The organism is Streptomyces sp. Z26, from assembly GCF_003665095.1.
GTDB classification, from domain to species: Bacteria; Actinomycetota; Actinomycetes; order Streptomycetales; family Streptomycetaceae; genus Streptomyces; species Streptomyces phytohabitans.
Window position 1 is genome coordinate 646769 of the sequence record NZ_RCHV01000002.1, and the last position, 18905, is coordinate 665673.

The following is an 18905-nucleotide window of genomic DNA, read 5'->3' on the forward strand; positions in this document are numbered from 1 at the left end:
GCCGCGGCCGTCCGGTCAGCCGCCGTAGTCCTGGATGCGGCGGCCGTGCCCCTGGTCGATCAACTCCGGTAGCCGCGCGCCGAGTTCGGCGGTGATCGCGGGCACGTCGAGGGTGAGCAGCCGCCGGTCCCGCATGAGGACGCGGCCGTCCACGATCGTCGTCCGTACGTCGGCGGAGCGCGCGCTGTGCACCAGGGCCGCCGCCGGGTCGTGCACCGGCTGGACGTGCGGGCCGGTCAGGTCGACCAGTACGAGGTCGGCCCGGCGGCCGGGCGCGAGCGCGCCGACGCTGTCGCCGAGGCCGACGGCGCGCGCGCTCTGCGTCGTGGCGTGGTCGAGGGCCTGGCGCGCGGTCAGCCAACGGGGGTCGCCCGTCGCGGACTTCTGGGTCAGCGCGGTGAGGGCCATGCTCTCCCACACGTCGAGCGAGTTGTTCGACGCGGCCCCGTCCGTGGCCAGCCCGACCGGGACGCCGATGTCCGCGAGCTGCCGCAGGGGCGTGGTGTCCCAGCCGAACTTCAGGTAGCCGCGCGGGGCCGTCGCCACCGCGACGCGCCCCTCGGCCCGCGCGAGCACCGGCAGGTCCTCCTCGGTGATGCCGGTGCCGTGGGCGAGGAGCACGTCGGTGCCGAGCAGTCCGGCGCGTTCCAGTACGCCGACGGGTGTACGGCCGTGCCGCACCAGGCTGTTGACGGTCTGCGCGCGGTTCTCGGCGGCGTGGAGGTGCACCGGTAAGCCGTGCTCGTGGGCGAGTTCGGCGGTGGCGGCGAGGTCGGCGTCGTCGACGGTGTACGGGGCGTGCGGGGCGAGCGCGGTGGTGATCCGGCCGTGGGCGCCGCCGCGCCAGCGGAGGGCGAAGTCCAGGGAGCGGTCGCGGCCTTCGGGCCCCTGTGAGGAGAAGTACGCCCAGCCGAGGTGGGCGCGCAGCCCACTGCGTACGGTCGCCTCGGCCACGTGGTCCATCGCGAAGTAGTGGTCGGCGAAGGTGGTGACTCCGGCGCTGATCATCTCGGCGCAGGCGAGCAGGGTACCGAGGGTGACGTCGCGGTCGGTGAGGTTGCTCTCGACGGGCCAGATCCGGTCGTTGAACCACTCCTCGATCGGCAGGTCCTCGGCGAGTCCGCGGAAGACGGTCATCGCCGCGTGCGTGTGGCAGTTGACGAGGCCGGGCATCGCCAACTGCCCGTCCCCGTCGATCCGTTCGGCGGCGGGCAGGTCGGCCGCCGCGGCGGCGGTGGTGACGTCCGCGATCAGGCCGTCGCGTACGACGACGGCGGCGTCCTCCGCGAAGCCGATGCCGCCCGCCGCGTCGTGCACCAGCGCGGTGCACCCCGTCACGACGAGGTCCGCGGGCGGCTCGTCCGTACGGGCGTCACCGGCGGTGGTCTCGGGCATGGCGTCCTCCGTGGGTCGGTTCACGGGCCGGTCGCGGACCGGGACCCGTGGGTTCGGGTCGTGGTCGGTACGTGGGTCGGCGTGCGTCGGTACGTGCTCGGTGCGCGCGTACGGCCGGGCTCGGTACGTGGCCCCCGCGCGGTGGTCCGTACGCGGGTGCGCCACGCGCGGGGGCGTGCGCGTGCCGTACGTCGTGCGGTACGTGGTGCCGTGCGGTGGGTGGTCCCGTACGTGTCGCGGGCCGGGCCGTCCGGGCCGTGCGGCCGACGCCCCTCGGACGGTGTGCCCGCCCGGTCGCCGGAGCGGTCCGCGCGGGCCCGTTCGGGTACGCCGGTCGGGCGGTCCCCCGCGCACACCGGTACCCACCGCCCGGCGCGCGCACGCCCGAGGGCCAGCCTGCCCCAGATCCGCGCCGCGCGGGGCCCGTTGGGCGCGAGTCGCCCGAACTCGCCGGTGGCGGGCCCGTATCACGCCCGGAAACGGAGTCGGACCAGGGCGTAGGAAAGGCATGCAGGGGTCGAAGTGTCGGCACATGTGCGACCCGAGTATTTACAACGTTGCAACGCGCTCCTACAGTCCTTCACGTACCACCCGGGTCGTGCACTCCTCGTTCCTCCACCCCACACAGGAGAGAGCATGCCGATGCGCCCGAACTTCCTTCCCAGACCCCGTCGCGGTCCCCTGGTGCTCCTGCTCGTGGCCCTGTTGGCCGCGCTGGTGAGCGTCGGAACGCCCTCCGCCGAGGCGGGACCACCGGCCACCGGCGCCGACACCGCCGCCACCGGCACCCCGCTGCGGAACGACACCGGCCTCTACCCGCGCGCCGTACGCCTCGCCCACAACGGCGACGCCAACGGCCGCGTCCTCGCCTCCGTCGTCGCCTTCCGCGGCGGTGACGGCATCGCGCCGATCCACGAGAGCACCGACGGCGGCGCCACGTTCACCGAGGTCGGCGCGGTGGCCGACCCCGAGGCCGCGGGCGGCCAGGGCCTGTGCTGCGGCACGCTCTACGAACTCCCCAGCCAGGTCGGTGACTTGCGCGCCGGAACGCTGCTCTGGTCCGCCTCGGTCGGCCAGGACGAGCCGGACCGCAGGATGGCGCTGCGGGTGTTCCGCAGCGACGACGTGGGCCGCACCTGGTCGTACCTCTCCACGATCGCCACCGCGGCCAACGACCGGGGGCTCTGGGAGCCGGAGTTCTCCGTCGACGCGTCGGGCGCGCTCGTCGCGCACTGGTCCGACGAGACCGACCCGGCGCACAGCCAGAAGCTCGTCGCCGCCCGCACCACCGACGGCGTCACCTGGACCGGTCACCACGACACCCTCGCCAGCACCCTCGCGTCGGACCGGCCGGGGATGCCCGTCGTACGGCGGCTGCCCGACGGCACGTACTTCATGATCTTCGAGATCTGCACGCCCGGCGGCCAGTACCAGTGCGTCGTCCACCACCGCACCTCGGCCGACGGATGGGACTGGGGCGACCCGGCGTACCTCGGCATCCGGCCGGAGAGCGCGGACGGCAAGTACTTCCGGCACGCGCCGACCATCGCCTGGGCCCCCGAGGCGGGCAACCCGCGCGGGAAGCTGCTGCTCGTCGGGCAGGCCCTGTTCAACGCCGACGGGAGCCGCGCGGCGGGCACCGGCCGTACGGTGCTGACGAACAGCGAGGGCGGCGCGGGCCCGTGGCGGGAGATCGCCGCTCCCGTGGCCGTGGGCACGCAGGAGATCGACTACTGCCCCAACTACAGTTCCGCGCTGCTGCCTTCGGCGGACGGCGGGCAGCTGCTGGAGATCGCGACGGACTGGGACGGCGGGGTCTGCAAGCCGTACTACGCCACCGGCCCGTCCTGACCCGTACGGTTCCACCCGTCCGTTCGCGACGCCGCCCGCTCCCCTCGCCGGGGGCGGGCGGTCCGGCGTACGGACGTCCGGTGCCGGACGTCTGGCACGGGTCACGCATGGAACGCCGCCGCGAGGGGACCCCGGACCGGGCGACGCGCGCGCGGGCGGAACCCCGCGCGCCCCCGGAAGGCGGGAGGCACGGCCGTGGGCCTGCACGGTGGCGAACGACGGGCACGAGCGACGCGACGGGCCCCGGAGGCACGGCGGGAACGAGGGCCGCGGCGGGAACGGGAGGCCCCGCGCGACGGCATCCGCGGGGTGCTGCGGTCCTGGCCGGTGTACCGGCAGCTCACGGGCCGCGACCCGCTCGGCCGGGGCGCGGCGGTGACCTCCCCGGCCACGGCCCGGTTGCGGCCCCGTACGGAGACGGCGGACCGGGTGGTGCCGTCGGTCTGCCCGTACTGCGCGGTGGGCTGCGGCCAGCGGGTGTACGTGAAGGACGACGAGGTCGTGCAGATCGAGGGCGACCCCGACTCCCCCGTCAGCCGGGGGCGGCTGTGCCCGAAGGGCTCGGCGACGCTCCAGCTGACCACCGGCTCGGCCCGCCGCCACCAGGTGCTGTACCGGCGCCCGTACGGCACGGACTGGGAGCCGCTGGACCTGGAGACGGCCATGGACATGGTCGCCGACCGGGTCGTCGAGACGCGCCGCCGCACCTGGGAGTGGGAGAGCGACGGGCTGCGCACGGCGCGGACGCTGGGCATCGCCAGCCTGGGCGGGGCGACGCTGGACAACGAGGAGAACTACCTCATCAAGAAGCTGCTCACCGGCCTCGGCGTGGTGCAGGTGGAGAACCAGGCGCGGGTGTGCCACAGCTCCACGGTCGCCGGGCTGGGCACGTCGTTCGGGCGGGGCGGCGCGACGACGTTCATGCAGGACCAGCAGCACTCGGACTGCATCGTCATCCAGGGCTCCAACTACGCGGAGGCGCACCCCGTCGGCTTCCAGTGGGTGATGGAGGCGAAGGCGCGCGGCGCGTACGTCATCCACGTCGACCCGCGTTTCACCCGTACGAGTGCGCTGGCGGATCTGCACGTGCCGATCCGGGCGGGCACGGACATCGCGTTCCTCGGCGGGATCATCCGCCACGTGCTGGCGGAGGGGAAGGACTTCCGGGAGTACGTGCTCGCGTACACCAACGCCGCGACCCTCGTCGGCGAGGACTTCCGGGACACCGAGGACCTGGCCGGGGTGTTCTCCGGGCTGGACGAGGAGGGGCACCACTACGACCCGGTGAGCTGGCAGTACGCGGGCACGGACGTGCAGGCGTCGGCGGGCGAGCGGGACGCGCGGTACGAGCGGCGCGTCGAGGAGGCGGAGGGCGGTGGGGGCGACGGCGACGGGGACGGGGCCGACACCGGGACGCGCCGCCGCCTGCGCGCCTCCGGCGGCTCCGAGGCGCACGGGGCGGGCGGCCCGCAGGAGAAGGCGGCGCCGCCGCGGGACGAGACGCTGCGGCACCCGCGCTGCGTGTACCAGATCCTCAAGCGGCACTACGCCCGCTACACCCCCGAGGCGGTGGAGCGGATCTGCGGCGTGCCGCAGGACGCGTTCCGCCGGGTGTGCGACGCGCTGACGTCCAACTCCGGCCGGGAGCGCACCAGTTCGTTCGCGTACGCGGTGGGCTGGACGCAGCACTCCGTCGGCGCGCAGTACATCCGGGCCGCCTGCGTCCTGCAACTCCTCCTCGGCAACATCGGCCGCCCCGGCGGCGGCATCCAGGCGCTGCGCGGGCACGCCTCCATCCAGGGCTCCAGCGACATCCCCACGCTGTTCAACCTGCTGCCGGGCTACCTGCCGATGCCGCACGCCCACGCGCACGAGAACCTGGACCGCTTCGTCGCGGGCAGCCGTACGGACAAGGGCTACTGGGGCGAGATGCGCGCCTACTTCGTCAGCCTCCTCAAGTCCTACTACGGCGACGCCGCCACCCCCGCGAACGACTTCTGCTTCGACCACCTCCCGCGCCTCACCGGCTCCCACAGCACGTACGAGACCGTCATGGCGCAGCTCGACGGCGACTGCCAGGGCTACTTCCTGATGGGCGAGAACCCGGCCGTGGGCTCCGCCAACACCCGGCTCCAACGGTTGGGCATGGCGGCGCTGAAGTGGCTGGTGGTACGGGACTTCTCGCTCATCGAGTCCGCGACGTGGTGGCGGGACGGGCCGGAGATCGAGTCCGGCGAGCTGCGTACGGAGGACGTCGGCACGGAGGTGTTCTTCTTCCCCGCCGCCGCGCACACCGAGAAGTCCGGCTCCTTCACCAACACCAACCGCTGGCTCCAGTGGCACCACGCCGCCGTCGAGCCGGACGGGGACGCGCGCAGCGACCTGTGGTTCACGTACCACCTGGGGCGGCGGATCAAGGAGCGGCTGGCGGCGTCCGAGGACCCGATGGACCGCGCCGTACAGGACCTGACCTGGGACTACCCGGAGGAGGGCCCGCTACGGGAGCCGGTGGCGTCCGCCGTCCTCGCGGAGATCAACGGGCACGGCCCGGACGGCACGCCCCTCTCCTCGTACACGCAGCTGCGCGACGACGGCTCGACGCGCTGCGGCTGCTGGATCTACTGCGGCGTCTACGCGGACGGCGTCAACCAGGCCGCGCGCCGCAAGCCGCACACCGAACAGGACTGGGTCGCGGCGGAATGGGCGTGGGCGTGGCCCGCGAACCGCCGCATCCTCTACAACCGCGCGTCGGCCGCGCCGGACGGCACGCCGTGGAGCGCCCGGAAGGCGTACGTGTGGTGGCGGCCCGACGAGCCGGCGGAGGCGAACGGCGGTACGGGCGCGGGCCGTTGGACCGGCCACGACGTGCCGGACTTCGTCCCGGACCGGCACCCGCGGTACGTACCGCCCGACGACGCGACCGGGCCCGACGCGCTGCGCGGCGACGACCCGTTCATCATGCAGGCGGACGGCAAGGGCTGGCTCTACACCCCGGCGGGTCTGGTGGACGGGCCGCTGCCGACGCACTACGAGCCGCAGGACTCGCCGTTCCCCAACGCGCTCTACCCGGACCGACCGCGTTCCCCCGTACGGCAGTTGCTGCCGCGCGAGGGCAACCGCTACCACCCCAGCGGCGACGAACCGGGCGCGGGCGTCTACCCGTACGTGGTCACCACCCACCGCCTCACCGAGCACTTCACGGCGGGCGGCATGAGCCGCTGGTCGCCGTATCTCGGGGAACTGCAACCGGAGTTCTTCTGCGAGGTCTCCCCCGCCCTCGCCGCCGAACGCGGCCTGCGGCACGCGGACTGGGCCACCGTCGTGACCGCGCGGAACGCGGTGGAGGCACGCGTCGTCGTCACCGAACGCATCGTGCCGCTGACCGTCCACGGACGCACGGTGCACCAGATCGGGCTGCCGTTCCACTGGGGCCCGAACGGGGTCGTCACCGGCGACGCCGCCAACGAGCTGGTCGCCATGGCCCTCGACCCCAACGCCCACATCCAGGAGGACAAGGCGCTGACCGCCGACATCCGCCCCGGCCGCCGCCCGCGCGGCCCCGACCTGCGGCGCATGGTGGCCGACTACCGCCGCAGGGCGGGCATCACCGAGACGACGGGCACGGGGACACGGGCGGAGACGGGAGCAGGGACAGGAACGACGGGCGAGGCAGCGGGGACGACGACGGAGGGACGGGCATGACGCACGCACACGCACCGTACGACGACGACCGGCCCCTCAGCCGCCTGCTCAGCGGCCCCGAACCCGACCCCGCAGGCGACGCCGGGCACCCCGAACCCCCGCCCCGCGTCGGCTTCTTCACCGACACGTCCGTCTGCATCGGCTGCAAGGCGTGCGAGGTGGCGTGCAAGGAGTGGAACGCCCTCCCCGAGGACGGGCTGAAGCTCAGCGGCATGTCGTACGACAACACGCAGGAGTTGGGCGCCTCCACGTGGCGGCACGTCGCGTTCGTCGAGCAGACGCGCCCGGCCCCCGTACCCGCGCCGGACGGCCGTACGGAACTCCCCCTCGCGGGCGACGGCGGCGGGAGCGGTGCGGACCCGGGCGGTGAGGGCGGGGGCATGCGCTGGCTCATGTCGTCCGACGTGTGCAAGCACTGCACGCACGCCGCCTGCCTGGACGTGTGCCCCACGGGCTCGCTGTTCCGCACGGAGTTCGGCACGGTCGTCGTGCAGGAGGACATCTGCAACGGCTGCGGCTACTGCGTACCGGCCTGCCCGTACGGCGTCATCGAGCAACGCCCGTCCGACGGCCGCGCGTTCAAGTGCACCCTGTGTTACGACCGCCTCGGCGCGGGCCAGGAACCGGCGTGCGCGAAGGCGTGCCCGACGGAGTCCATCCAGTTCGGCCCGCTGGACGAACTCCGCGAACGCGCCGCGCTCCGCGTCGACCAGCTGCACGAGGCGGGCGTGGGCGAGGCCCGGCTGTACGGCCACGACCCGGAGGACGGCGTGGGCGGCGACGGCGCGTTCTTCCTGCTGCTGGACGAGCCGGAGGTGTACGGGCTGCCGCCGGACCCCGTCGTCACGACGCGGGACCTGCCCGCGATGTGGAAGCACGCGGGCGCGGCGGCCCTCGCCCTGGCGGGCGGCCTGGCGCTGTCGTTCGCGCTGCCGGGGCGGAGGGGATCGCGATGAACGGGCCGGAGGCGTACGGGCGGAACGGGCACGGGTCCGGGTCCGGGTCCGGTGGTCGCCACCGGCGCGGCGGGCGGCGGCGCGGCGAGGAACTGATGGTGCCGCGCGCCGAGTTCCAGAGCTACTACGGCAAGCCGGTCATCAAGGCACCCTCGTGGTCCGCCCGCGACATCGCCGGATACTTCTTCCTCGGCGGCCTCGCGGGCGCGGGCTCCGTACTCGCCGCCGGGGCGCACGCCACCGGCCGCCCGGTCACGGCGCGCGCGATGAAGCTGTCCTCGCTGGGCGCGGTGTCGCTCGCCACCGCCGCGCTGATCAACGACCTCGGCCGCCCGTCCCGCTTCCCGCACATGCTGCGGGTGCTGAAGCCGACGTCCCCGATGAGCGTCGGGTCGTGGCTGCTGGCCGCGTACGGGCCCGCCGCCGGTGCCGCCGCGCTGTGCGGCGCGACGGGGCGCCTGCCGCGTACGGGCGCGGCGGCGACAGCGGCGGCGTGCGCGCTCGGCCCGGTCGTCGCCACGTACACGGCGGTCCTGGCGGCCGACACCGCCGTACCGGCCTGGCACGGCGCGCACCGCGAACTCCCGTACCTCTTCGCGGCGTCCGCGACCGCCGCCGCGTCCGGCATGGCACTGGCCGCCGGGCCCGTACGCGAGAACGGGCCCGCCCGGTACGCCGCCGCCCTGGCCGCCGCCGCCGACCTCGCCGCCGCGAAGGCGGCCGAGCGGCGGCTCGGACCGGTGGCGGAGACGCTGCGCACGGGCCGCGCGGGCGGCCTCCTGCGTACGGCGCGGGCGCTCACCCTCGCGGGCGCGGCGGGCGCGGCCACGCTGTCGGGGCGCAGCCGCGCGGCGGCAGCCGCCAGCGGCGTGGCGCTGCTGGCGGGGTCGGCGTGCACCCGCTTCGGGGTGTTCGCGGCGGGCATCGCCTCGGCGGAGGACCCGGCGTACACGGTGGGCCCGCAACGGGAGCGGCTACGCGCGGAGGCGGGGGCGGGGGCGGGGGCGGGGGCGGGGGCGGAAGCCTGACGCGGCCCGGACGGGGGCCTGGCTCAGCCCCGTACGGCGTGCGCGACGAACGCGGCCCACGCACGGGTCGACACCTCGACGCGCGGCAGGGCCACGTCCTTGGAGTCCCGCACGTACACGGCGACCGCGTCCCGCGCCCACTCCACACAGCTGTCGCCTTCGGACCCGCTGTAGCTGCTCTTGGACCAGACCAACTCGGCGTTCATACTCATGGCACTCCTCCCAACGGGCCGACACACTCTCGGTGTTGGGAGCTTCCCCCGTACCCGCGCATGTCAGACGCGCACCGCGCGCGCAATGAACGCGGACCACGCACCCGGCGACACCTCAACGCACGGAACGGTCACATCCTTGGAGTCGCGCACGTACACAACAGCCGTGCTCCGCGCCCACTCCACACAGTCGTCGCCTTGAGAACCGCTGTAGCTGCTCTTGAACCAGCTGAGCTGTGCGTCGTTACTCATAGTGCTCCTCGCATCCGCTTCAGCAGGCTCAGGGAATCCACCGGGGTGAGAGCCTGCGAGCGAAGTTTTGCATACCGCATGTGCAGCCAACTGAGGGCTTTTTCATCCGAGATGAGCTGGCCGCTTTCCTGCCCTTCGGAGTACCCGAACCACTGGTGCTCCGGGGTCTCCACGAGCCGCAACGGGCCGTCGGTACCAGCGTGTTCGGGCTGCACGAGAGACATGATCTGAAGCTCCACGTTGTAGAGCCCCGCGCACTCGATCAGTTGGTCCAGCAGTCCTGCCGTGACCTCGTCGCCGCCCGTACGCCGTTCCAGCACCGCCTGCTCGATGATGAAGCTCAGGTTCACCGGTTCCTTCCGGTGGAGCAGCTCCTGTCGGTCCATGCGCGCGGCGACTCGCTGGTCGAGCTGTTCGTCGGTCGGCATCGGGGGCACGGCACGCATCACCGCCCGCGCGTACGCCTCCGTCTGCAACAGGCCCGGTACGACCCGGCATTCGTACGTGTACAGGCTGCGCGCCCGCGTCTCCAGCTTCGCCCACTGGCGGAACCACGACGCGAGTCCCGGTTGCCGCGAGAGGTGTTTCGCCGCCTCGCGCAGTGTGCCGAACGCGTCGAACTCGGCCTCCGCCCGTTCGACGAACTGGCGCGGTGGGAACCGGCGGCCCTGTTCGATCGCCGCGCAGGTGCTGACGGCGTAGCCCGACCTGGGTCCCCACTCCTCCTGAGTGAGACCCGCGCGGCGGCGGAACGCCTGGACGACCGCGCCGAAAGTCTTGAGACTGTCGGAGCGTTCGGGTTCGCCGCGCGCGTCGCCCGTCCCCGTGTCGTCGTCAGCCGCGTGGTCACCAGCCCTGTGGTCCTCGGCCGTGACGTCGCCGCCTCCGGCGTCGTCCGGCTCCGCGTCGACGTGTCCGGCGACGTGTTCAGCGGTCAATTCGGGCCACCTCCGGGCGAGTTCGCGCACAGCAACTCACCCAGGGTGACCATGCGCGCTCCGACTGTCCACCCTCCGCGCCCCTACGCTCGCACAGCGTAGGGGCGCGGGATCTGGAGGAGTGCCGGTCGCGTACGCCAACGTGCGACGCATGCCTCTTCACCCGCCCTCCCCGGCACACTGCCCGATCCATCCGCCGACCATTACGGAGCGTGTGTTCACCCAGACGTTTCCCGCCACGCGCCAAGGCGCCCGTCTGGCGCGACTGCGCGCGTCGGACGCGCTCGCCGGGTGGGATCTCCCGCCGGGGAGCGCGCCGTCCGACACCGTGGCGTCCGTCGTCGCGGAACTCGCCAACAACGCCGTCCTCCACGGGCACGTACCGGGGCGGGACTTCGCGCTGACCCTGACCCACCGCGCCCCGGCGGACGGTCCGCGCGGCGAGGACGCCCCGTACAGCGTGCTGGTCGAGGTGGCGGACACGCGCGCCGAGGCCGTACCGCCCAGCGCCGTACCGCGCGCTCCCGGCCCGGACGCCGAGTCGGGGCGGGGGCTGCTGCTGGTCGCGGCGCTCGCCGCCGACTGGGGCGTACGGGGGCGCGACGCGGCGCCGCCGGGGAAGACGGTGTGGGCGCGGTGCGACTTCCGACCTGGCCACCGCCCCGCCCCGAACGGGACGTGCGTAACCACGGCGGAACGTGGAACCCGGCGCGCATGAACGCGTCAGCGACACTCGTCCCCCTCGCCGTCAACCGCGACTACCTGGTCGGCATCGCCCCCCTGGTGATCGGCATCGTCATCGTCGTGGGGTTGATCCTCGCCGTACGGCAGGGCATGCGCCTGCGGCAGAGCGGCGACATGCGCCCGTCGTCCCCCTCCCCCACTCCCGCGCCCGCGGAGCCCGTCGTCAGCGAGGAGTCCCGGCTGCGCCCGGACGAGATGCCGCGCGACGGCAGGCGGCGGCTGCCGCACGAGGTCCGGGACCAGGGCGTCACGGGCAGCGACGACCAGTCGCCCCCGCCGCCCTGGCGCGAGGGCGGCAGCGGCAGCTTCGGCAGCGGCGGGCTGCGCTGACGGGAGGGGGTACGACGTGGGCGGCGACGGACGGCTCCGCGCGTACGGGGCCAGGCGGCGCTTCGACCGTACGGCCGAGCCGCGCGGCGACCACGACGCCGGTGCCGCGTACGGCCACGGCCCGGACGCGCGTCCCGACGCGGCCTCGCTCCCGTGCTTCGTCGTACAGCTCCACGACGCCCGCAGGACGCACTTCGACTTCCGGCTGGAGGTCGACGGGGTGCTGGTGTCGTGGGCGGTGCCGAGGGGCCCGTCGACCGACCCGCGCGACAAGCGGCTGGCGGTGCCGACGGAGGACCACCCGCTGGAGTACCGCGAGTTCGAGGGGGTCATCGCGGAGGGCGAGTACGGCGCGGGCACGGTGCTCGTCTGGGACGAGGGCACGTACACGCCGCTGACCGCCGAGCGCCGCAGGAACCCCCTCCCGTTCGCCGAGGCGCTGCGCGCGGGGCACGTGTCGTTCCGCCTCGACGGCGCGAAGCTGCACGGCGTGTGGGCCCTGACCCGCTTCCGTGGCGGGACGGGTGGCGGGGACGGGGACCGGGCGGCGTGGCTGCTCGTGAAGGAACGCGGCGGGCGGGGCCGTACGGCGCGGCGCGGCGGCTCGCCGGACCCCGTACGCGCCAGGTCGACCCGTACGGGCCGCACGCTGCGCCAGGTCGCGGCGGAGGCCGGGTGACGGCGGCGGGGGACGGGTGGGGCCCGTCGGCCCCCGGAAGCACCGTCGGAACGGCCTGAACGTCGGACGGTGGCCCGCGCCCGTTCCGCGTGACCGCTCTCACCTGGGAGGACGAGGGGCGGCGGGGGACGTACTCGTGAGTGAGTAGGGACGGCGGTCGGCGGCGAGGACGACGGGCGGGGGGCGCGCGGAAAGCCTGGAGAGGTTCCCGAGACACGGATACGGAGACCTCTTCCATGGCGACTCTCCTGTACCGATTGGGCCGTTGGGCCTTCCGGCGGCGACGTGCCGTCGGCCTGCTGTGGGTCGCGGCCCTGGCGGCCGTCCTCCTCGGCGCGGTCCACGCCGCCGAGGCGCCGGAGGACCCGGCCGAGATGCCCGGCATCGAGTCGCAGAAGGCGTTCGACCTGATCAACGAGCGGTTCCCGGACAGCGAGGCGGAGGGCGCCGCCGCCCGGGTCGTCCTCGTCGCGGAGGACGGCCAGAAGGTGACGGCGGCCGAGAACCGCGCCGCCGTCGAACGCTTCGTGGCCGACGCGGCGGACGTGCCGCAGGTGGCCTCGGTGACGGACCCGTTCGCGGAACGGGGGGGTGAGCGAGGACGGCTCGACCGCGTACGCCACCGTCACGTACGAGGTGAAGGACGACGACGTCGGCGACCCCGGCCGGGCCGGGCTGGAGGCGGCGGTCGACGGGGCGCGGGCGGGCTGGCCGTCGGAACGGCCGGTTCCGCCGTGGTGTTCGCCGGGCTGACCGTGGTCATCGCGCTGGCCGGGCTGTCGGTGGTGGGCGTGCCGATGCTGACGAAGACGGGGCTCGGCGCGGCGGGCGCGGTCGTCACGGGCGTACTGGTCGCGCTGACGCTCGTCCCCGCGCTGCTCGGCTTCTGGCCGGAGGCGGTCCTACGTCAGCCCGCTGACCGTACGCACCCACGTGCAGCGCGCGAAGACGAAGCTGGGCGCGCGGGACCGCGCCCAACTCGTCGTCCTCGCCTACCGGTCGGGGCTCGCGCGGCCCCCGCGCTGAGGCCGCGCGGCCCCGCGCTTCAGGGCGTCACGGCTTCAGCACGACCTTCACCGCGCCGTCCGTCTTCTGTTGGAACATCTCGTACGCCTCCGGCGTCCGCTCCAGCGGCATGTGGTGCGTGGCGAACGTGTCGACGCCGAGGACGTCCCGGTCGTCGAGGAGCGGGAGGATGTCCGGCACCCAGTGCTTCACGTTGGCCTGGCCCATGCGCAGCTGGATCTGCTTGTCGAACATGGTCAGCATGGGCATCGGGTCGGCCGCGCCCCCGTACACGCCGGACACCGAGACGGTGCCGCCGCGCCGCACCATGTCGATGGCGGTGTAGAGCGCGGCGAGCCGGTCGACGCCCGCCTTCGCCATCATCCGCTCGGCCACCCGGCCGGGCAGCATGTTGCTCATCGCCTGGAGCACCTTGGCCGAGGGGCTGCCGTGGGCCTCCGCGCCGACCGCGTCGATGACGGCGTCCGGGCCGCGCCCGCCGGTGCGTTCGCGTACGGCGGCGGCCACGTCGTCGTGCAGCCGCAGGTCGTACACCTCGACGCCGCGCTCCTGCGCGCGCGCCAGCCGGGCCGGTTCCAGGTCGACGCCGATGACGGTCTCGACGCCCCGGTGCAGGGCGATACGGCAGGCCATGTCGCCGATCGGGCCGAGGCCGAGGACGGCGAGGGTGCCGCCCTCGGGGACGTCCGCGTACGCGACGGCCTGCCAGGCGGTGGGGAGGACGTCGGACAGGAAGAGGTACCGGTCGTCGGAGACGCCGTCGGGCACCTTCACCGGGCCGTAGTGCGCCTGCGGCACCCGCAGGTACTCGGCCTGCGCGCCGGGCACGGCCCCGTACAGCTTGGTGTAGCCGAACAGCCGCGCGCCCATGCCCTCGTCGCGGACCTGCGTGGTCTCGCACTGCGTCTGGAGGCCCCGGTCGCACATGAAGCAGCTGCCGCACGCGATCTGGAACGGCACCACCACCCGGTCGCCGGGCGTCAGCCCGGTGACGGCGCTGCCGACCTCCTCGACGACGCCCATCGGTTCGTGCCCGAGGATGTCGCCGGGGGTCATCAGGGGCCCTAGGACCTCGTAGAGGTGCAGGTCGGAGCCGCACAGGCCGGTCGACGTGACCCGTATGACGGCGTCCGTCGGCTCCTGTACGACGGGGTCGGGCACCTCGTCCACCCGTACGTCGCGCTTGCCGTGCCATACCGCTGCCTTCACCGCGCCCACCTCCGTGTTCGGTTCCGTTCTTCGCGTGGGCCCGCCGGGTACCCCGCCGCCGGGCCCGCCACGCGGTCCCGTGCCGTACGGGTCGGCCGCGCCCGTACGCCTCGCGGGTCGGACCCCGTACGGGTCAGGGCTGCGCCCGCAGGCGCGTCGCCGTCTCGCGCAGGCGCCCGCCGCCCGGCAGGCGCGGTGTCAGCGGCGGCGTGTCCATGCCGTCCCCGGCGCGCAGGCCGCGCAGGAACTCGCCGAGCGCCTCCTCGGAGGTGTGCCGGGGCCGCCAGCCCAGCTCCTCGCGGGCCCGCGCCGTGTCCATCAGCGGCAGCCGCAGCACCGCGTCGAACAGCTCCGGCGAGGCGGGCACCAGCCGCGTCCGCCACGCCGCGCGCAGCCCCGCCCGCAGGGGCGCGGCGGGCAGCCGTACGGTGCGCGCCCCGAACATCCGCGCCAGCAGGTCCGCGTCCACGACGGGGTCGGCCGCCAGGTTGAACGGCCCGCGCACGGTGCTGGTGACCGCCGCCCGTACGGCCTCCGCCGCGTCGTCCGTGTGCAGCACCTGCATCCGCAGGCCGGGCAGGTCCGGCACCACCGGCAGTCGGCCGGGTCGTACGAGCCCGCGCGGCAGCAACGGCCCGGCGAACAGCCTTCGTTGCTCGGTGGCGGCCTCGCGCTTGAAGAGGAAGCCGGGGCGCAGCCGCACCACACGCACCCACGGGTACTGGCGCTCGAACGTGTCCAGGCAGCGTTCCAGGTACGCCTTCTCCCGGCAGTACGCGGCCTCCGGCCAGCCGTGGGTGGGCCAACTCTCGTCCACGGGGCGGTTCTTGGGGCCGGGCGAGTACGCGCCGACGGACGACGCGTGGATCAGCGCGGGCACGGCGGCGTCGGCCGCTGCCTCGAAGACGCGCAGGCTGCCCAGCACGTTGTTCCGCCAGGTCAGCGCGGGCCGGTGGGTCGGCTGGAACAGCCAGGCCAGTTGGACGACGGCGTCCGCCGTACGGAACAGCTCACCCAGCCTCCGTTCCCGCAGCACGTCCGCCGTGACCCACGTGGTCTTCGGCGGGCGCCAGCCGGGGGCGCGGCGGGCGATGCCGAGGACGCGGCCCACGCGGGGGTCGTCGGCGAGGGCGGTGACGACGCTGCTGCCGAAGTTCCCGCTCGCGCCGACCACGGCGACGGTCAGCCCGTCCGCCCCGCCGGTGCGCGGCCCGGCGGCGTCGATCACCTCGTCGGGGTCGGCCCAGCCGCCGACGTCCGGGTCGTACGGCTCGGCGCCGAACCGGCGGGAGCGGCGGTACGGGTCGTGCGGTACGTCCGCCGCGTGGGGCGTGTCCGGCCGCGGCGTGTACGGCTCCTCGCCGGGTCCGGCGTCCCTGTCCCGCATCCCTGCACCTCCCGCTCTCGGCACCGCGCCGCCTCCGCGGCGGCCGGGCGCGCGGGCGCTCCGGCCGGGAGGCTCGCGGCCGGGTACCCGTCGGTACCGGGAGGAAACGGATCATCCGCCGGACCCGCCCGGTCCGGGGAGGGTGGCGGCGCGGGCGGGTGCGGCGGTTCACCGGGGGCGGCGGGACGCGGCGCGCGTACCGGCCGTACGGCTGCCACACTCGGACGCATGGTGAGGTTCGGATACACGTTGATGACCGAGCAGTCGGGGCCCCGGGCCCTCGTACGCCACGCCCCCCTGGCGGAACGCGCGGGGTTCGACTTCGAGGTGATGAGCGACCACTTCTCGCCCTGGCTGGACGCGCAGGGGCACTCCCCGTACGCCTGGAGCGTGCTGGGCGCCGTCACGCAGGTGACGGAACGGGTCGAGCTGATGACGTACGTGACGGCGCCGATCATGCGCTACCACCCGGCCGTCGTCGCGCAGAAGGCGGCGACCGTCGCGCTGCTCTCCGACGGGCGGTTCACCCTGGGCCTGGGCGCCGGGGAGAACCTGAACGAGCACGTCGTGGGCCGCGGTTGGCCCCCGGCCAACGTGCGGCACGAGATGCTGTCGGAGGCCGTGGACATCATCGGCGCCCTCTTCGACGGCGGCTACGTCAACCACGTCGGACGGCACTACCGCGTCGACTCCGCGAAGCTCTGGGACCTGCCCGAGACGCGCGTGCCGATCGCGGTGGCGGTCTCCGGCGCGCAGTCGGTGGGGAAGTTCGCGCCGGTCGCGGACGCCATGATCGCCACCGACCCGGACGCCGAGCTGACCACCGGCTGGGAACGCGCGGGTGGCGGCGGGCGCCGGATCGGCCAGATCCCGGTGTGCTGGGACCCGGACCGGGACACGGCGGTGCAGCGGGCGCACGAGCAGTTCCGCTGGTTCGCGGGCGGCTGGAAGGTCAACGCGGAGCTGCCGGGCCCGGCCGGGTTCGCGGCGGCGACGCGGTCCGTACGGCGTGAGGACGTCGCGGCGGGCATCCCCTGCGGGCCGGACGTCGGGGGCATCGTGGCGGCAGTCTCCGAGTTCTGGAAGGCGGGATTCACCGACATCGCCCTCGTCCAGGTCGGCGGCGACCGGCACCAGGACGGCTTCCTCGACTGCGCCGAGCACGAACTGCTGCCCGCCCTGCGCGAGGCCGCCCCCGACACCGTCTGAGGGCCCGCCTAGGCTGGCGGCTCAGTGCGCCTCCGGAGGGGAGGCCACCGGGCGAGGGGCAAGGACATGCGGGACCGTACGTGGGAGGAGTTCGCCACGCAGCTGGCGGGGGTGGCCCGCGACCTGCTGGCCCAGGAGTCCGTGCAGGACACCCTGGACCGGATCGCGGAGCACTGCGTGGAGCTGGTCGACGGCTGCGAGACCGCGGGCATCCTGTCGCTGGAGGGCTCCGGCGTGCACACCCTCTCCGCGACCAGCAGCCTGGTCTACGAGTCGGACCGGCTCCAGGAGAAGTCCGGCGAGGGCCCCTGCTTCGACGCGGCCCGCACCGGGGAGGCGGTGCTGCGCATCCGCGACATGACGACGTGGACGGAGCACTGGCCCGTGTACACGCCGCGCGCGCGGGAGTTGGGCATCGGCAGCATGATGGGCTTCCTGCTCTACACCCGTACGGACACCCTCGGCGCGCTCAACGTGTACTCCACCCGCCCCGACGCGTTCACCGAGGCGTCCGAGCACGTCGGCTGGCTGCTCGCCTCGCACGCGGCGGTGGCGTTCTCCAGCGCCCGTACGCACGAGCAGCTCCAGACCGCGATGGGGTCCCGGCACACGATCGGGGCGGCCGTCGGGGTGGTGATGGAGCGCTACGGCATCACGGAGGACCAGGCGTTCGCGGTGCTGACGAAGAGTTCCCAGGACCACAACACCAAGCTGCGGGACGTGGCGCGGACGGTGACGGAGACGGGCAAGGTGCCGGGGGCGAAGTGAGCGGCGTACGGGGCCGCGACGGCGCGGACGGGCGTACGGAGGCACGTACGGACGGGCGCGGCGCGGCGGGCGGGGGCGCGCAGGAGCGGGTGCGGCGCCACCTCGACGCGCTCGTCGCCTCCGGCGCGGAGACCGGCGTGCAGGTCGCCGTCCACCATCACGGCAGGCTGATCGTCGACGCCGTGGCCGGTACGGGTGAGCCGGACGGTACGGGCACCGGCCAGCCGCTCACCTCCACCACCCCCGTCCTCAGCTTCTCCACGGGCAAGAACGTGTCGGCCGTGCTCGCGCACCTGCTCGTCGCGCGCGGACTGCTCGGCTACGACAGCCCGGTGACCGACCTGTGGCCGGAGTACGGCGCGCGCGGCAAGGCGACGACGACGCTGCGGCACGTCCTCACCCACACCGCCGGACTGCCCGCCATGCCGGGCGACATCACCCCCGCCGAACTCCCCGACTGGCCCCGGGTGTGCGCGGCGCTCGCCGCCGCCGAACCGCGCTGGCGGCCCGGGTCCGCGATGGGCTACCACGCGTACACGTTCGGGCACCTCGTCGGTGAGCTGGCCCGCCGCGCGACCGGGCGGCCGCCCTCCGTACTGCTGCGCGACTGGATCGCGGTGCCGCTCGGCCTCACCGGACAGCTCTGGTTCGGCGTGCCCGCCGCCGCGCTGCCGCGCCTGGCGCGTGTCGGGCAGGACGCCCGGCAGTGGCCGCCCGCCCCGGAGGGCGGCGCCGCGCCTCCCCTCGCCGCCTGGGAGAGCCGCCCGAGCGCGGCGCTCGGCAACGACGAACGGTTCCTGCGCGCGGACGTCCCCTCCGTGGCGAGCGCTTCCGCGCTCGCGCTCGCCACGGTCCTCGACGCGCTGCTGCGGGGCACGCTCGTGGGCGCCGCGCAGCGGGCGGAACTGGCCGCGCCCGCGTTCGAGGGCGTGGACCGCGTCTTCGGCACCCCGGCGCGGATGGCGCTGGGCTTCCCGCTGGGCAGGCTGGGCGCCACGGCGGAGACGGGCGCCACGGCGGAGACGGGTGCCACGGCGGAGACGGGTGCCACGGCGTTCGGCTGGCCGGGCGGGGGCGGGAGCTACGCGTACGCCGACCCGGCGCGCGGCATCGCGTTCGCGCTGACGAAGACCCGGCTGTCGCCGGACTTCGCCACGGCGCTGTCGGTGCTCGCGCTCCTCGACGACCTCCTCGCCGACGCCTAGGCGGCGCGGGTCAT

At 74.5% G+C, this 18905-nt stretch carries 16 protein-coding genes and 2 pseudogenes; 12 read left to right on the forward strand and 6 right to left on the reverse strand.

Translation table 11 applies throughout. The features are described from left to right. Positions 1-15 precede the first annotated feature (15 nt). Positions 16-1395, reverse strand: coding sequence for an amidohydrolase (locus D7M15_RS02800; protein WP_121520126.1), 1380 nt, complete (start codon positions 1393-1395; stop codon positions 16-18). A gap of 636 nt (positions 1396-2031) precedes the next feature. Here D7M15_RS02800 and D7M15_RS02805 point away from each other — a divergent pair. From D7M15_RS02805 to nrfD, 4 genes are all read left to right on the forward strand, one after another. After that, positions 2032-3246: a sialidase family protein gene (locus D7M15_RS02805; RefSeq protein ID WP_121516027.1), complete on the forward strand. Its 1215-nt coding sequence runs from the start codon at positions 2032-2034 to the stop codon at positions 3244-3246. Positions 3247-3546: 300 nt separating this feature from the next. After that, complete coding sequence (fdh, locus tag D7M15_RS02810) at positions 3547-6948, forward strand: formate dehydrogenase (RefSeq protein WP_121520127.1); 3402 nt, start codon at positions 3547-3549, stop codon at positions 6946-6948. Beyond that, a complete protein-coding gene (locus tag D7M15_RS02815) occupies positions 6945-7904 on the forward strand; it encodes a 4Fe-4S dicluster domain-containing protein (protein ID WP_121516028.1) in 960 nt (319 codons plus the stop codon). The genes fdh and D7M15_RS02815 overlap by 4 nt, the downstream gene beginning before the upstream one ends. Before the next feature lie 95 nt (positions 7905-7999). Continuing rightward, a complete protein-coding gene (nrfD, locus tag D7M15_RS02820; protein WP_121520128.1) occupies positions 8000-8932 on the forward strand; it encodes an NrfD/PsrC family molybdoenzyme membrane anchor subunit in 933 nt (310 codons plus the stop codon). Between the two features lie 23 nt (positions 8933-8955). Here the strand turns inward: nrfD and D7M15_RS02825 are convergent, their stop codons facing one another. The 3 genes from D7M15_RS02825 to D7M15_RS02835 all read right to left on the reverse strand — a co-directional run bounded on the left by D7M15_RS02825 (position 8956) and on the right by D7M15_RS02835 (position 10334). Next, a complete protein-coding gene (locus D7M15_RS02825) occupies positions 8956-9144 on the reverse strand; it encodes a DUF397 domain-containing protein (RefSeq protein ID WP_121516029.1) in 189 nt (62 codons plus the stop codon). A gap of 63 nt (positions 9145-9207) precedes the next feature. Continuing rightward, a complete protein-coding gene (locus D7M15_RS02830; protein WP_121516030.1) occupies positions 9208-9396 on the reverse strand; it encodes a DUF397 domain-containing protein in 189 nt (62 codons plus the stop codon). Then, on the reverse strand, positions 9393-10334 hold the full coding sequence (locus D7M15_RS02835) for a helix-turn-helix transcriptional regulator (protein ID WP_121520129.1): 942 nt from the start codon (positions 10332-10334) through the stop codon (positions 9393-9395). The genes D7M15_RS02830 and D7M15_RS02835 overlap by 4 nt, the downstream gene beginning before the upstream one ends. Positions 10335-10548: 214 nt before the next feature. Here D7M15_RS02835 and D7M15_RS02840 point away from each other — a divergent pair, with 214 nt between their 5' ends. The 5 genes and pseudogenes from D7M15_RS02840 to D7M15_RS02860 form a co-directional block, all read left to right on the forward strand. Further along, entirely contained in the window at positions 10549-11052 is a 504-nt protein-coding gene (locus tag D7M15_RS02840; protein WP_240649103.1) for an ATP-binding protein, read from the forward strand. Further along, positions 11049-11408, forward strand: coding sequence for a DUF6479 family protein (locus tag D7M15_RS02845; RefSeq protein WP_121516031.1), 360 nt, complete (start codon positions 11049-11051; stop codon positions 11406-11408). The genes D7M15_RS02840 and D7M15_RS02845 overlap by 4 nt, the downstream gene beginning before the upstream one ends. Before the next feature lie 16 nt (positions 11409-11424). Further along, entirely contained in the window at positions 11425-12087 is a 663-nt protein-coding gene (locus tag D7M15_RS02850; protein WP_121516032.1) for a DNA polymerase ligase N-terminal domain-containing protein, read from the forward strand. Positions 12088-12323: 236 nt separating this feature from the next. Then, positions 12324-12992, forward strand: a pseudogene (locus D7M15_RS02855) (MMPL family transporter); the annotation flags it as partial. Beyond that, positions 12991-13113: pseudogene (locus tag D7M15_RS02860) on the forward strand (LuxR C-terminal-related transcriptional regulator); the annotation flags it as partial. The pseudogenes D7M15_RS02855 and D7M15_RS02860, both read left to right, overlap by 2 nt. A 27-nt stretch (positions 13114-13140) precedes the next feature. On the opposite strand, the gene D7M15_RS02865 reads toward D7M15_RS02860, so the two are convergent. Both D7M15_RS02865 and D7M15_RS02870 read right to left on the reverse strand, forming a co-directional pair. Beyond that, entirely contained in the window at positions 13141-14322 is a 1182-nt protein-coding gene (locus tag D7M15_RS02865; RefSeq protein WP_121520130.1) for a zinc-dependent alcohol dehydrogenase, read from the reverse strand. A 133-nt stretch (positions 14323-14455) separates the two neighbouring features. After that, a complete protein-coding gene (locus D7M15_RS02870; RefSeq protein ID WP_121516033.1) occupies positions 14456-15709 on the reverse strand; it encodes an NAD-dependent epimerase/dehydratase family protein in 1254 nt (417 codons plus the stop codon). A gap of 228 nt (positions 15710-15937) precedes the next feature. Between D7M15_RS02870 and D7M15_RS02875 the strand changes: the two genes are divergently transcribed. From D7M15_RS02875 to D7M15_RS02885, 3 genes are all read left to right on the forward strand, one after another. Next, the gene (locus D7M15_RS02875) at positions 15938-16918 is read left to right on the forward strand and encodes a TIGR03557 family F420-dependent LLM class oxidoreductase (RefSeq protein WP_206337309.1); all 981 of its coding nucleotides are present in this window, start codon (positions 15938-15940) and stop codon (positions 16916-16918) included. Positions 16919-16984: 66 nt separating this feature from the next. Next, a complete protein-coding gene (locus tag D7M15_RS02880; RefSeq protein ID WP_121516034.1) occupies positions 16985-17686 on the forward strand; it encodes a GAF and ANTAR domain-containing protein in 702 nt (233 codons plus the stop codon). Then, the gene (locus tag D7M15_RS02885; RefSeq protein WP_121516035.1) at positions 17683-18891 is read left to right on the forward strand and encodes a serine hydrolase domain-containing protein; all 1209 of its coding nucleotides are present in this window, start codon (positions 17683-17685) and stop codon (positions 18889-18891) included. The genes D7M15_RS02880 and D7M15_RS02885 overlap by 4 nt, the downstream gene beginning before the upstream one ends. The last annotated feature ends 14 nt before the right edge of the window (positions 18892-18905 follow it).

Coding starts and splice junctions, on each gene's coding strand:
- D7M15_RS02815 (WP_121516028.1), top strand. CDS start 6,945: ATGACGCACGCACACGCACCGTACGACGACGACCGGCCCCTCAGCCGC.
- D7M15_RS02870 (WP_121516033.1), bottom strand. CDS start 15,709: ATGCGGGACAGGGACGCCGGACCCGGCGAGGAGCCGTACACGCCGCGG.
- D7M15_RS02805 (WP_121516027.1), top strand. CDS start 2,032: ATGCCGATGCGCCCGAACTTCCTTCCCAGACCCCGTCGCGGTCCCCTG.
- D7M15_RS02830 (WP_121516030.1), bottom strand. CDS start 9,396: ATGAGTAACGACGCACAGCTCAGCTGGTTCAAGAGCAGCTACAGCGGT.
- D7M15_RS02880 (WP_121516034.1), top strand. CDS start 16,985: ATGCGGGACCGTACGTGGGAGGAGTTCGCCACGCAGCTGGCGGGGGTG.
- D7M15_RS02875 (WP_206337309.1), top strand. CDS start 15,938: ATGGTGAGGTTCGGATACACGTTGATGACCGAGCAGTCGGGGCCCCGG.
- D7M15_RS02845 (WP_121516031.1), top strand. CDS start 11,049: ATGAACGCGTCAGCGACACTCGTCCCCCTCGCCGTCAACCGCGACTAC.
- D7M15_RS02800 (WP_121520126.1), bottom strand. CDS start 1,395: ATGCCCGAGACCACCGCCGGTGACGCCCGTACGGACGAGCCGCCCGCG.
- nrfD (WP_121520128.1), top strand. CDS start 8,000: ATGGTGCCGCGCGCCGAGTTCCAGAGCTACTACGGCAAGCCGGTCATC.
- D7M15_RS02825 (WP_121516029.1), bottom strand. CDS start 9,144: ATGAGTATGAACGCCGAGTTGGTCTGGTCCAAGAGCAGCTACAGCGGG.